The 13,157-nt window shown below is 36.2% G+C and carries 11 protein-coding genes; 1 reads left to right on the forward strand and 10 read right to left on the reverse strand.

Translation table 11 applies throughout. The features are described from left to right. Positions 1 to 72: 72 nt before the first annotated feature. The 3 genes from EDD66_RS00890 to EDD66_RS00900 all read right to left on the reverse strand — a co-directional run bounded on the left by EDD66_RS00890 (position 73) and on the right by EDD66_RS00900 (position 3,681). The gene (locus EDD66_RS00890) at positions 73 to 1,569 is read right to left on the reverse strand and encodes a CoA-acylating methylmalonate-semialdehyde dehydrogenase (RefSeq protein ID WP_123607659.1); all 1,497 of its coding nucleotides are present in this window, start codon (positions 1,567 to 1,569) and stop codon (positions 73 to 75) included. A gap of 205 nt (positions 1,570 to 1,774) precedes the next feature. After that, entirely contained in the window at positions 1,775 to 2,791 is a 1,017-nt protein-coding gene (gene iolC / locus EDD66_RS00895) for a 5-dehydro-2-deoxygluconokinase (RefSeq protein ID WP_123607660.1), read from the reverse strand. A 47-nt stretch (positions 2,792 to 2,838) separates the two neighbouring features. Then, positions 2,839 to 3,681 carry a class II fructose-bisphosphate aldolase gene (locus EDD66_RS00900; protein WP_123607661.1) on the reverse strand — a complete coding sequence of 281 codons (843 nt, stop codon included), beginning with the start codon at positions 3,679 to 3,681 and terminating at the stop codon, positions 2,839 to 2,841. A 321-nt stretch (positions 3,682 to 4,002) separates the two neighbouring features. Between EDD66_RS00900 and EDD66_RS00905 the strand changes: the two genes are divergently transcribed. Then, entirely contained in the window at positions 4,003 to 4,767 is a 765-nt protein-coding gene (locus EDD66_RS00905) for a DeoR/GlpR family DNA-binding transcription regulator (protein WP_123607662.1), read from the forward strand. A gap of 5 nt (positions 4,768 to 4,772) precedes the next feature. Here the strand turns inward: EDD66_RS00905 and EDD66_RS00910 are convergent, their stop codons facing one another. The 7 genes from EDD66_RS00910 to EDD66_RS00940 all read right to left on the reverse strand — a co-directional run bounded on the left by EDD66_RS00910 (position 4,773) and on the right by EDD66_RS00940 (position 13,146). Then, positions 4,773 to 5,519 (reverse strand): sulfite exporter TauE/SafE family protein, encoded by a 747-nt coding sequence (locus tag EDD66_RS00910; RefSeq protein ID WP_123607663.1) that lies wholly within the window; start codon positions 5,517 to 5,519, stop codon positions 4,773 to 4,775. A 52-nt stretch (positions 5,520 to 5,571) separates the two neighbouring features. After that, the gene (locus tag EDD66_RS00915) at positions 5,572 to 7,560 is read right to left on the reverse strand and encodes a methyl-accepting chemotaxis protein (RefSeq protein WP_123607664.1); all 1,989 of its coding nucleotides are present in this window, start codon (positions 7,558 to 7,560) and stop codon (positions 5,572 to 5,574) included. Positions 7,561 to 7,744: 184 nt separating this feature from the next. Beyond that, positions 7,745 to 8,638, reverse strand: a complete 894-nt coding sequence (gene iolE, locus EDD66_RS00920; protein WP_123607665.1) for a myo-inosose-2 dehydratase — start codon at positions 8,636 to 8,638, stop codon at positions 7,745 to 7,747. A gap of 15 nt (positions 8,639 to 8,653) precedes the next feature. Continuing rightward, the gene (iolG, locus tag EDD66_RS00925) at positions 8,654 to 9,667 is read right to left on the reverse strand and encodes an inositol 2-dehydrogenase (protein WP_123607666.1); all 1,014 of its coding nucleotides are present in this window, start codon (positions 9,665 to 9,667) and stop codon (positions 8,654 to 8,656) included. A gap of 25 nt (positions 9,668 to 9,692) precedes the next feature. Next, the gene (locus EDD66_RS00930) at positions 9,693 to 10,619 is read right to left on the reverse strand and encodes a sugar phosphate isomerase/epimerase family protein (protein WP_123607667.1); all 927 of its coding nucleotides are present in this window, start codon (positions 10,617 to 10,619) and stop codon (positions 9,693 to 9,695) included. A 23-nt stretch (positions 10,620 to 10,642) separates the two neighbouring features. Further along, positions 10,643 to 11,644 carry an ABC transporter permease gene (locus tag EDD66_RS00935; protein ID WP_123607668.1) on the reverse strand — a complete coding sequence of 334 codons (1,002 nt, stop codon included), beginning with the start codon at positions 11,642 to 11,644 and terminating at the stop codon, positions 10,643 to 10,645. After that, a complete protein-coding gene (locus EDD66_RS00940; protein ID WP_123607669.1) occupies positions 11,644 to 13,146 on the reverse strand; it encodes a sugar ABC transporter ATP-binding protein in 1,503 nt (500 codons plus the stop codon). Before EDD66_RS00940 ends, EDD66_RS00935 begins: the two co-directional genes overlap by 1 nt. Positions 13,147 to 13,157: the final 11 nt, after the last annotated feature.

Here is a 13,157-nt window from a genome sequence, read left to right on the forward strand (position 1 = left end):
AGGCTTTGTATATTAAGAAGGAATTGGGGAGGCAGGGTTATATATAATGACTATATGTCAGTTGAAAGTATATTAGTTGTCCCAAGTGTTTACACTTGTTTTTTTCTTTTCATCTTCATCAAACCATTTTGTTGTCACACATTTTGATTCTGTATAAAATCTTACACTATCTTTACCAAGACAATGTAAATCACCGAAGAAGGAATCCTTATGTCCGGAGAATGGGAATACCCCTACTGGAACCGGAATACCTACATTGATTCCAACCATACCGCCATCTGTTCTGGCAGCAAACTCTCTGGCAAAATATCCGTTTTGTGTAAAGATTACTGATCCATTGGCAAATGGATTATTATTCATGATTTCTAAGCCTTCTTCAAAACTCTTAACTCTCTTTATACAAAGTACAGGCCCAAATATCTCATCTCTTCCAATAGACATATCTTCTGTTACATGATCAAAGATTGTTGGTCCAAGGTAGAATCCATTTTCAAAGCCCTCTACCGTTACATCTCTTCCGTCAAGAACCATTTCAGCTCCTTCATCGATTCCCTTTTGGATCCATTTCAGAACATTTTCTTTATGTTTTTGTGTTACTACTGGTCCTAGTCCTGAAGATTTATCATATGCAGGTCCAATTTTAAGATTCTTTGAAAGCTCGACCAATTTTGCTACTAATGCGTCTGCAATTCCGTCTTCTGCTACAACTACCGGAAGGGCCATACATCTCTCGCCGGCACAGCCAAATGCAGAATTGATAATCCCTGCTGCGCTACGTTCGATAGCCGCGTCATTCATTACAAGTGCATGATTTTTTGCTTCACATAAAGCCTGCACTCTCTTGCCATGAGCTGCTGCAGTACTATAAATATGTTTACCTACAGCTGTAGAACCTACGAAAGAGATACCTTTAATATCTGGATGAGTCAAGAAGATCTCAGCCTCATTTCTACTACATGCAACAATATTTAAAACACCATCAGGAAGACCCGCCTCTTTATAAATTTCTGCAAACCTTAATGCTGTTCTTGGTGTTGAACTGGACACTTTTAATATCATACAGTTACCTGAAGCAACACATGTAGGTGTCATCCAGCCCATTGGAATCATAGCCGGGAAGTTAAAAGGTGTGATACCTGCAAAAACACCAAGTGATTCACGATAAAGTGTTGTATCAAATCCAACAGATGTATTCATTAATGATTCACCCATCATTAATGTTGGCATAGAGCAGGCAAGTTCTGTTCCCTCCTGTGCTTTAAGAACATCACCTTTTGCTTCATCCCACACTTTACCATGTTCCTGTGCTACAAGCAATGTCAGTTCATCCATATACTTTATTATTAAATTACGAACGTTGTACATAATCTGAGTACGTTTGATTACCGGAACTTTAGACCATGATTTATATGCTTCTTTTGCAATCCCAATTACTTCTTCGATTTCTTCCTGTGTACAACATGGTACTTTTGCTGTTATTTCACCTGTGCTTGGATTATATACATCAGTAAATTTTGTTGTTTTAGATTCGCGGTATTCTCCACCTGCAAAATATTTTATAATTTCCATATTATTTCTCCTTTTCTAATAGATGATCACTTTATTGATGTTACCTTGATTATTTAATATGTCAAAGCAGATATTCGCATTCCGCTTTGCTACATGCTCATAACCTATTACGCAGCTATGCTGCTATTTCAGCGGAGGCTTGAACCTCCACTGAAACAAGTAAGCCTAACTCCCGCCTACTGAGGCGGGAGACTTCCTTGATAGGTTAAACTCTGGCAATCATTTCACCATACTGTTTTTTACTATCTGTAATAAATCCTTTTAAAGCCTCCACAGTCGGCATATCTTTTGAACAAGCATGACTTGCAACTAACATTGCTGCAGAAGCACTTCCTAATTCCAGACAATCTATGATTTCCAACCCTTCAAATAATCCATAAAGAAAAGCCGATGCATATCCGTCCCCACCCCCAAAAGATTTAAGTAATTTTACCGGGAATGGCTTAATGCTATAGTTATTACCATCATTAGTGTATGCTGTTGAGCCGTCCTTACCATGTTTGATAACCACTATCTTACTGCCTATGGAATGGAAATATTTCGCTGTCTGTTCATCCGTCCTGCCTTGCTCAATTAACTGTTCTGTCAGATCAAATTCCTCTCTTGAACCTAATATCACATCACTTTGTTTTGCCACAATAGAATAATAGATGCCTATCTCATCCTGGCTCTTCCAATTATATGGTCTATAATCAATATCAAAGATTACTACAACATTATTCTTCTTTGCCAATGCAAGTGCCTTCAGTGCTGCTTCACGAGAAGGGCTTTGTGCAAGAGCTGTACCTGATATTAAAATAGCTTTTGATTTTTGTATGTATTCCTCATCAATGTCCGCCACATCTAACTGTAAGTCTGCAATGCCATCACGATACATTAATATGCTGCTTTCTGTTTCACTAAGAATTTCTGTAAATGTAAGACCGATTTTTTCACCTTTCTTACATTTGGTCAGGTGGGAGGTATCAATTCCTTCTTTATTAAAATAATCTGTTACAAAATCACCAAATTGGTCATCCGATACCTTTCCTAAAAATCCGATTTTTTTACCTAATCTGGCCATACCCACAGCTATATTTCCTGGAGATCCACCCAGATATTTTTTGAATGTAGTACTTTCAGAAAGAGGCATATAATAATCCACCGGATTAAAATCCACTGCAACTCTTCCTAATAATATCAGATCAAATTCTTTTGTCTGATCAAAATGAATATATCCCATATAATCTTCCTTTCTAATATATCATTAAGGTAATTGAATAGTATCTATCACACTTTATTATCGCTTTGGAATACCTTTATATGTCTGCATACATTTTCATAAGTGCCTTTTACCATGGTGTCACTCATTACAAAATAATCGTGTTTCTCGCTTTTACAATATTCGCGAACTGCATTCTCTACGGAAAGGAAAGTGGCTGTTGCCACATTAACTTTACGGATGCCGCCAGCGATACATCTTCTAAAGTCTTCATCACTGATTCCCGACCCTCCATGTAACACTAATGGGACTGGGACTCTTTTATGTGCTTCCTCCAATATATTAAAATTAAGTCTTGGCGTGTCTTTATATAAACCATGAGCATTTCCAATAGATAATGCTATTGCATCCAGTTTTGTCTCCTGGTAAAGTTTCTCTACTTCATCCGGATCAGAATATAACATTTCATGATCCACACTTCCATCTTCACTGCCAGCCAACTGGCCAACCTCTGCTTCTACATCAGCACCGTATTGATCTGCCAGTTCTTTTACTTTTTGTACCATCTGGATGTTTTCCACGATTGGAAGGCTGGAGGCATCAATCATAACAGAAGTAAAACCTAATTCCAGTGCCATTTTTACCGTATCCAGATCCAGACCATGATCCAAATGAACTGCAACCGGTACCGTTGCTTCTTTTGCTGCTGCGATCATAAGGGGTCCAAAAGCTTTGAGTGGAGAATAAGGCAGCCTGACTTGCGCAACTTGTAGAATAACCGGAGATTTTAACTCTTCTGCTGCTCTTATTACCCCCAGTACCATCTCCATGTTTGCAACACTAAAAGCTCCGATTCCATAATCTCCTTTTTCCGCTTCCTTTAATAACTTTGACATATTGACAAGTGGCAAACTAATCACCTCATTCTATATATTTATATGTAATATACTCAACTTTTATCAAATATATTAATAATATACTCAATTTATAACATAAATATAACCAATAGTCAAGCATTATTTATTAAGTTTTAGACACATCTTTATCATTTTTCTGTGAAACCACAAGAAAATCCAATATTTTCATTATGATTACATCATTGTAAAGTTTTAATCATATTTTGATAATGTTTTTAATTTTGTATTTGCTTTCTAGTAAATAATTAGATATAATTAAGTTAATTAGTTAGTAAAAATCCTAATTGTGAATAAAGGGAAACGAGGTGTATCTCATTGAGATCAAAACGACTGGATAGTATCAAAGAGTATATTTATCAACAAAAAACAGTAACTCTTGATCAATTATGTGAAGAATTCAATGTATCAAAAAACACCATTCGTCGTGATATTGATGAACTGGTAAGTACTGAAAAAATCAAAAAAATCTATGGAGGAGTCACCGTTGAAGGCTATAAACCAATGATTTCCTTTAACGAGCGTAATATTAATAATTTCCAGACAAAACAGATCATCGCCAGAAAAGCCGCCGAACTGGTAAATGATAATGAAATTATATTTATTGATTCCGGAACGACCACAATGCATATGGTTGAATATATTAAAGACAAGAAAAACCTCACAATCATTACCAATAGTGTTGAAGTTATTTTACGATCTATTCCCTACCCAAACATTAATGTTATCTCCCTATCAGGTAGCTTAAATCGTAAGACCCTCTCTTTTACAGGTTCCAGTTCTGCTGAAGTTTTAAGTCACTTTAATATAAGCAAGGCATTTTTGGCAGCCACAGGCATATCCACAAATGGGGGCGCATCTAATTCCTCCCCGGCAGAAACAGAAATCAAACGCACTGCATTAATGAAAAGCCAGAAAAATTATCTTCTGGTAGATCACACAAAATTCGGAATCATCTCTTTAATGACATTTTCCAATTTTGATAATATCAATTCAGTAATTACTGATGAAATTCCAAGGGCTGATCTTAAAGAAGCATTGGAGAATAATAATTGCAGCATCATACTGGCTGACCCTGAATAATCCGCTTACATAAGCAGGCGAAGAGCTGCCACCGCTGTCATAAACAGAATTAATTTATGGAATATTTTCTCATTGATCCTTTTAATGAATATTGAGCCTAATATTGCACCTACTGCTATCACTGGTATTAAACAAATGCCAACTAAAATAGTGGTAGGTGTAATATTGTTCCAGAAGAATATTTGAAATGGCAGTTTCATTATATTAATAATAAAAAATGACCAGGACATGGTACCCATGAATTTATTCTTATCAAGTCCCATAGCCAATAAATAAATGCTGAAAATGGGGCCTGCCGCATTGCCGATCATAGTTGTAAAACCGGTAAGAATTCCTGCTATAATAAATATCCAGATATTCTTGGGTACTTTCAGTTTTCCTTTTTTAATTTCCATATAGATTAATATTAACAAGCATAAGATGATGGATATCGCTATAAATATCTTGAATTGCTTATCATTAATAAGTTTTCCGGTAATTGCTCCCAACAATAATCCAACGCTTACCCATGGGAGCAATTTTTTTATCTTGTCCCATTCTGCATGGCGATTATAATAATACACTGCAAATATATCACCAATAATCAGCATAGGGAGCATGATTCCTGTGGAATCCCTGCCCCCTAAAATATTCGCAAGCAGGGCTATAACAAGTGTAGCGACTATATTCACACCTGTTTTAGAAAAGCCAATTAAGATAGCTGAAATTATAATCCAAATCCATTGTATTATCTCAAAATTCATGATATCCATATTAACTTTCCTTCCTGTCTTTACGAATCACTGTATATAAATTGATTTGTCCTTATATTTTAAATCGGCTGATCACAGTATATAGATTCTGTGCTAGGCCTGCCAATCCATCACTTGCATCTGCGATTTCTTCTATAGATGCTGCCTGTTCTTCCATAGCAGCTGAAGTTTCCTCTGTAGAAGCAGAATTGGCCTGTGCAATTGCAGTCAGATTTTGCATTGTAAATAGAATTTCATTTTTCATCTTATCCATCTCTTCTCCAGAAACACTTAATCGGTCCGCAGTTTCTGATACTTTACCACTGGCTTCATCAATGAGCATATATTTGTCTTTGCTATGAATTACACTTTGAGTCTGTTCATTTACAAGAACAGATACCCGCTCCATAGTTTGCACTGCATTCTCAGAGTTTCCGCAAAGTTCTGCCACCATTTCACCAATGATTTTTGAAGAAGTTGCGGACTGCTCTGCCAACTTTCTTATTTCTTCAGCAACCACCGCAAATCCTTTACCGGCATCCCCTGCTCTTGCTGCTTCAATTGCGGCATTCAAAGACAATAGATTGGTCTGTTCCGCAATAGAATTGATTACATCACTGGCTTCGCCAATCTTTAATGAACTGTCATTTGTTTTCAAAATGACATCGTATATCTGTTTATTGGCTTTATTATTTTCTTCTGTTTTGCGAAAGAGATTCTCGATTTCTTCAAGCCCTTCCGATACCGCATGGGATACCTGATCTGATGCTTGATTCAGTTCATTTACATAAGTAAGGTTGCTATGAATGGATTCACCTAACAGGTCCGCTTTTTTTGCGCCCTCTTCTGTATTCAGCGCCTGTTCCATAGCACCATTTGCAATCTCAGCAACTGTTTTCGTTACTTCCTCAACTGCAGTTGAAGATTGTTCAGAAGTAGCTGTTAATTCTTCTGAAGCTGCTGCTACTTGTTCTGAAGATTCTCTCACTTCCTTAATAATCATTCTTAAGTTGTCTATAATGTTTTGCAGGGCTCTGGATAGATCACCAATCTCATCTTTCCGTTTTAATTGGTTTTTATGTATATCTCTTGTTATGTCTAAATCTGCCATTTCTTTTACATGCTTTACTGCTTTTACAATAGGGTTTGCAATGGAATTACCAATAATATAAGCTAATATAACACTAATGAGCAGGATAATTGCAACAATGGATATACTTGTATTGCGAAGTACCGGAATACTTGCCAGAACCTCATCTTCACTTGCCGTAAAGATAATGATCCATTCCGTGCCTGGTATTGGCGTAAATCCAAAAAATTCTCTCACTTTCCCGGAAGAAAATTCTAGAATTCCACTTTTTTGTTCTAAAATTTTCTTATATAGATTCGCTTCCGAAGTTAGCCCTGGATCTTTTTCTACCCCTTTAATGGGATTGTATTGGCTAAGTACCAATTCTCTATCACGGCTTGCAATGACAGTTCCGCTGGAATTAATAATAAATGTAGTGCCTTTTTTGCCATAACCCATATCATCGGTGATTTCGCTTAAAGAATTTCCATCTCTGCGGCCCACCAACGCACCTAATACTTTTCCATCTTTTAAGATCGGTGCTGCATACATTAAATCTACTTTACGGGATTGTTCATTAAAAGCAAAATTAAAAGCATCCTCTTTGCCTTCCAATGCCTTTCTGGCAGGATCGTTTTCAGATAATTGAAGCATTAACCCATTGGAATAGAATACTTTTCCATTCATATTCATTACTCCAATATCCGTAAAACCAGAAGCCTCCAATTGATTCTGTAAGATCGGCTTTTGAATTTCCATATCCATACTCTGAATCTCTTCCAGTTGCACCAGTGTTTCCAATGTTCTCTTTTGTGTATTCATCCTGCTTTCCGTTACTGTGGCTCCTTGATTTGCCATGGTAGTAAGGGCAGATTTTGCCTCTTTGGTAAGAGAATTACTGGCTATTACCGTGGCGGCAACCCCAATTGTGACCGTTGATAGTACAATTAAGATTGAAAAATTGAATATTAATTTTAATTTAATACTTTTCATTTGTTCACTCACCTCATAATTGTAAATAAGGGTATGATTGCAAAAATAGGTATCTACCGCATATGTAAAAGAAACTATATATTTCACAGATAATTTGTGTACAAATTCCTAGAAATATATAGTTTCTTTTAGTTATCAAAGTACTTGTTTTGCGATATACCCTTAATTACATTTCTTTCCTAAATTATAGTCCTGTTTTTTCAGCAATATATTTTCTCGCTCTAATTGCATATTCTAAAGGATTTGCAATGGCAGGGTCCTGTTCTGCTTCAACTAACATATATCCTTCATATCCTGATTCTTCAAGCACTTTAAATATAGGTTCAAAATCAATACATCCATCACCAGGTATTGTAAATGTACCAAGTCGTACCCCTTGTAAAAAGCTTAAATGTTCTTCTTTCACCTTTTTCACAACGTCTGGTCTAATATCTTTTAGATGTACATGTTTAATACGTTTTACATACTTTTTCACGATATTCAATGGATCTACTCCACTGTATGCAAAATGACCTGTATCAAATAGTAAACTTACATACTCTGGATCCGTACTTTCCATAAAACGATCTACTTCTTCTTCTGTTTGTACCACAGTTCCCATATGGTGATGATAAGTTAAGGATATTCCCTTGTCTTTTGCAATTTTACCTAATTTATTCAATCCGGTACAAAGTTTCTCCCATTCTTCATCGTTCATAATATATTTATCATCAAAAACTGATTTATCCAGTCCCTGGATACTATGACCCTGTTCTGCAACACCAATTACTTTTGCTCCCATAGCTTTTAAGAAATCCACTTGTTTAATGAACTCTTTCTCTGTTTCTTCAAACGGCTTTGTGATTAAAAAAGATGAAAACCAGCAGTTACAGATCTGCATTCCTCTAAGATCCAATGCTTTTTTTAATGTATCAACATCTTTTGGATATTTATTTCCTATTTCAGAACCTGTAAAACCAGCTAAAGCCATCTCACTTACACATTGTTCAAATGTGTTTTCTTTTCCTAAATCAGGCATGTCATCATTCGTCCATGCTATTGGTGCAATTCCTAATTTTACTTTATTTTTATCCAACATAGAATTACCCCTTTCTTAGAATTGAATCTCAGAAATCTTCACTGGACGATTTTCATCTAATGATTTTTTCGCAGCAACAGCAATTAAGATAGGTTGTAATCCTGCATTAATATCTACAGGAACTTCTGAATTATTTACAACTGCATCTACAAATTCTGAAACTTCTCTTGAGAAAGATTCCATATAGCGTTCCAAGAAGAAGTATAATGGTTTTTCACCGGTGATTCCGTCTACTGTACTTAGAACTGCAGTAGAGCCTGTATCATTTGCAACAGCAACTTGCCCTTTAGAACCAAACACCTCTGCTCTTTGATCATATCCATAAACAGCCTGACGTGAATTGTCGATTACTGCGATTGCTCCATTTTCCATTTTCATAGTGATAATTGCTGTATCAATATCACCAACTTTTGCAATATCAGGATTTACTAAAGCTGCACCTGCAGCATAAACTTCATTCACTTTACTGCCTGATAAGAAGCAAACCATATCAAAATCATGAATTGTCATATCTAAGAACATTCCACCTGAAGTTTTTACATATTCAACCGGAGGTGCCTCAGGATCACGGGCTGTTACCTTTATAAGATGAACATCTCCTACTTTTCCTGCCTCTACAGCAGATTTTACAGCTCTAAAGTTATGATCAAATCTACGGTTAAAACCAACTTGGAATTTTACATTTGATTTTTTTAATTCTTCCATAACTTCTTTAATTTTGTTAAGGTCTTGAGAAATTGGCTTTTCACAGAAAACATGTTTTCCTGCACGAATTGCTTCTATTGAAATATCAGCATGAGTATCTGTAGAAGAGCATACCATAACCGCATCAATTTCCGGATCATCTAAAATCTGATGATAATCTGAATAGCAATGAAGGATACCTAGCTCCTTTGCCCATTTTTCTGTGTCTGCATTCATGTAAGGGTCTGCAATTGCTTTTACAACTGCATTTTTCACTCCATATGTAACACCTTCGCCATGTACTTTACCGATTCTTCCGGCACCAATAATACCAATTTTAATCATAATAAAATCCATCCTTTCACATTTTTCATATTATGCCTAACCCCTGTTTTAAGGTATTTATGGACATTTTCACTCCGGTCAGAGCATCCATCGTCAGATCCTCCATCTCAAGGGATACTACATCATCATAACCACTCATTCTCGCTACTGAAAAAAACTCTTTCCACCACTTAACATCATGTCCGCAGCCTATTGCTACATAATTCCATGAACGATTTTTATATTCTTCTATTACTTTTGTATCCAGAACTCCGTTGGGTCCTACTTTTCCTCGTTCTAACCTGGAGTCTTTTCCATGAATATGGTATAAGGCACTTCCTAATTCTCTTGCTGCTTCAATCGGCTCTCCTCCCATCCAGAACAAATGACTTGGATCCAGATTCATTCCAATCATTGTACCAACTTCATTTCTGAGTTTGAAAAGAGTTTCCGGATTATAAACAAGCTGCCATGCATGGTTTTCCAAAGCGATTTTCTCAATCCCAAAATGTTTCGCCTGATCAACTAACTTTTTCCATGCAGGAATTGCTACCTCTTCCCATTGATACTTTAAAATATCCTGAGTCATAGGAGGCCAGCTGGTTGTGATCCATACCGGTGTCTTATCTTCCCTGCAGCCGGAAGGCAGTCCGCTCATCATAACTATTTTTTTAATTCCAAGCTGTTCTGCAAGTTGAAATGTTTTTAATGTCACATCCATATCCTTTTGAAAAGCCAAAGGATTTCCTGAACAATTCAACGCAATGATTTCCATATCTCTTTTATCAAAACTATCTTGCAGGTATTTTCTTGCTTCCAGACTTGATACCAGCTCATCCAGATTAATATGGGGAGCCTGCGACCAATTTCCTGTTGTAAACTCAATTGCATTTACTCCCAAAGAGTGAACCGTATCAAGCATATCTTCTAATTTCATATAACCTAAACTATCCGGAATATAGCTTAATCGCATTCTCTACCAAACCTTTCCAAAGCTTATTTGCCAGCTAATCTTCTTGCTTTTGCTTCCATTCTGTTACGTGTTACATCGATAAATACCGCTGCAATGATTACGATACCGATAACCATATATTGTACGTCACTTGCTGCATTTAATAGTGTTAAACCATTTCTGATGATAGAGATGATCAATGCTCCGATTAAAGTTCCCCATATCGTTCCTTTTCCACCCATAAAGGAGGCTCCACCGATAATACATGCTGCAATCGCATCTGTGTCATAAGGAGAAATAGCGGAAGATGGGTTTGCCACACCAGAACGGCCTACAATCACGATACCTGCTATAGCACATACAAATCCAGAAAGAGAATATACAAAAATTAATATATTATCTGAATTAATACCAGAAAGTCTTGTTGCTTCCGGATTACCACCTACACAGTATATGGTTCTTCCAAGAGCTGTATAATTTAATAATAGATGGAATCCTACAAATAATAGCAGCATTGCAATAAACGCAATCGGAATTCCTGAAAAATTATTACCTTTAAAAATATTTGCGGATCCTAACCATGTTACGGCATTAGGAAAACCACTGATTGTTTTTGTGGAAACTACAAATAATGCCAGACCACAAAGTACATTCTTCATACCTAAGGTTGAAACGAATGGATGAGGTAAATGAAGTTTTGTAAGCAGAAGTCCATTTGCACATCCGATTGCAGTTCCTGTTATTAAACATGCGCCTAATAACACGATAGGGTTTGTAATGCCAAACTTATCTATTAGCATACCCATAACACAGGCACATACTACTGCATTGGCACCAACGGATAGATCAATACCTGCAGTGATCAAAACTACAAGCATACCTGATGCGATTAAACCATTCACTGCAGTTTGTCTTAATATATTCATAACATTATTTATTGTTAAGAAATTAGAACTGGCAATTGATAAAATGATTGATAACACTACCAACGCAAGTAAAGGACCCAGTTTCCCAAGAAGTTTCTTGATATTTATTGTCTTTTCCATTATATTTTACCTCCCCATGCTGCCTTCATTATGTTTTCCTGAGAGAATTTTTCAGTGTCTCTGTCAACTTCACCCATAATCTTACCTTCTCTCATTATAATAACTCTATCACTCATACCTAATATTTCTGGTAGTTCAGAAGAAACCATAATGACACACTTACCTTGAGCTACTAATTTATTCATAATATTATATACTTCTACTTTAGCACCAACATCAATTCCCCTTGTAGGTTCATCAAAAATAAATATATCAGCATCTGTGTTAATCCATTTTCCAATAACCACTTTCTGTTGGTTACCACCGGACAACTGACCAACCACTGTTTTTAACCCAGGAGTTTTGATTTTAAAATCATCCACGTTCTTACTGCCGATTTCTTTTATCTTATTTTTATTCAGCCATGGACCTTTTTTAAATATTTTCAGATTTGCAAGTATTAAATTAGTATCAATTCCAAGGGATAATACAAGGCCTTGTCCTTTCCTGTCTTCTGTTAATAGTGCAATTCTATTTTTTACTGCATCTTTGGGTGATTTAATTACAACATTTCTTCCATCAATATATATATTGCCTCCGTCAATTGGAAAAGCTCCAAAGATTGCCTGACATGTTTCTGTACGACCTGCTCCTACCAATCCAGATATTCCTAATATTTCACCATGGTAAGCTGTAAAACTAATATCGCGAAGAACTCCTGTGGAATTCAAATTTTCTACTTTGAGTGCCTCCTGGCCCCTTTTCACTTTTATCTTCGGATATTGATTATCCAGGGTACGTCCAACCATAGCTGTAATTAATTTATCGTTATCCATATTAGTTATATCATCTGTTATAATATGTTCTCCATCACGCATTACAGTTACTCTGTCACATAGTTCAAATAATTCTTCCAGTTTATGTGATACAAAAAGAATTGCAACTCCCTTTTCTTTCAACATACGAACGGTAGCCATGAGCTGTTCAACCTCTTTTTCACCAAGACTTGAGGTTGGTTCATCCATAATTATCAGTTTTGCATCAATAAGGACTGCTTTTGCAATTTCGACCATTTGCATAATTCCCATACCAAAATTTCCGCATGGTTTTTTCTCGTCAACGTCTTGACCTAAGGAAAGCATAACCTCATGTGCCTTTTTATGCATTGTATTGTAATCTAAAAACCTACTATTTTTTTTACGAATCATTTTGTTAATAAAAATATTATCTGTTATTGAAAGTAATTTAATTATATTTAATTCTTGATATACACAAGCAATTCCTGCGGCTTTTGCATCATTTGGCGATTTAAAGATCTGTTTTGCCCCATCTACAAATATTTCTCCTTCATCCGCTTGGTGAACTCCCGTAAGTACTTTAATCAGTGTAGACTTTCCTGCTCCATTTTCACCAATTAGTCCGTGAATTTCACCCGGTTTAATCTGCAAGGACATATTTTGTAATGCAACTACGCCTGGAAAACGCTTTGTAACATTTTTCAATTCTACTACATAATCAGCCATTGTCTTATCAC

This window comes from Mobilisporobacter senegalensis (assembly GCF_003752155.1).
Taxonomy (GTDB): Bacteria; Bacillota; Clostridia; order Lachnospirales; family Lachnospiraceae; genus Mobilisporobacter; species Mobilisporobacter senegalensis.

Excerpts from the sequence above, each read along its gene's own strand:
- EDD66_RS00890 (WP_123607659.1), bottom strand. The coding sequence starts at position 1,569 with ATGGAAATTATAAAATATTTTGCAGGTGGAGAATACCGCGAATCTAAA.
- iolC (WP_123607660.1), bottom strand. The coding sequence starts at position 2,791 with ATGGGATATATTCATTTTGATCAGACAAAAGAATTTGATCTGATATTA.
- EDD66_RS00910 (WP_123607663.1), bottom strand. The coding sequence starts at position 5,519 with ATGGATATCATGAATTTTGAGATAATACAATGGATTTGGATTATAATT.
- EDD66_RS00915 (WP_123607664.1), bottom strand. The coding sequence starts at position 7,560 with ATGAAAAGTATTAAATTAAAATTAATATTCAATTTTTCAATCTTAATT.
- iolE (WP_123607665.1), bottom strand. The coding sequence starts at position 8,638 with ATGTTGGATAAAAATAAAGTAAAATTAGGAATTGCACCAATAGCATGG.
- iolG (WP_123607666.1), bottom strand. The coding sequence starts at position 9,667 with ATGATTAAAATTGGTATTATTGGTGCCGGAAGAATCGGTAAAGTACAT.
- EDD66_RS00930 (WP_123607667.1), bottom strand. The coding sequence starts at position 10,619 with ATGCGATTAAGCTATATTCCGGATAGTTTAGGTTATATGAAATTAGAA.
- EDD66_RS00935 (WP_123607668.1), bottom strand. The coding sequence starts at position 11,644 with ATGGAAAAGACAATAAATATCAAGAAACTTCTTGGGAAACTGGGTCCT.
- EDD66_RS00940 (WP_123607669.1), bottom strand. The coding sequence starts at position 13,146 with ATGGCTGATTATGTAGTAGAATTGAAAAATGTTACAAAGCGTTTTCCA.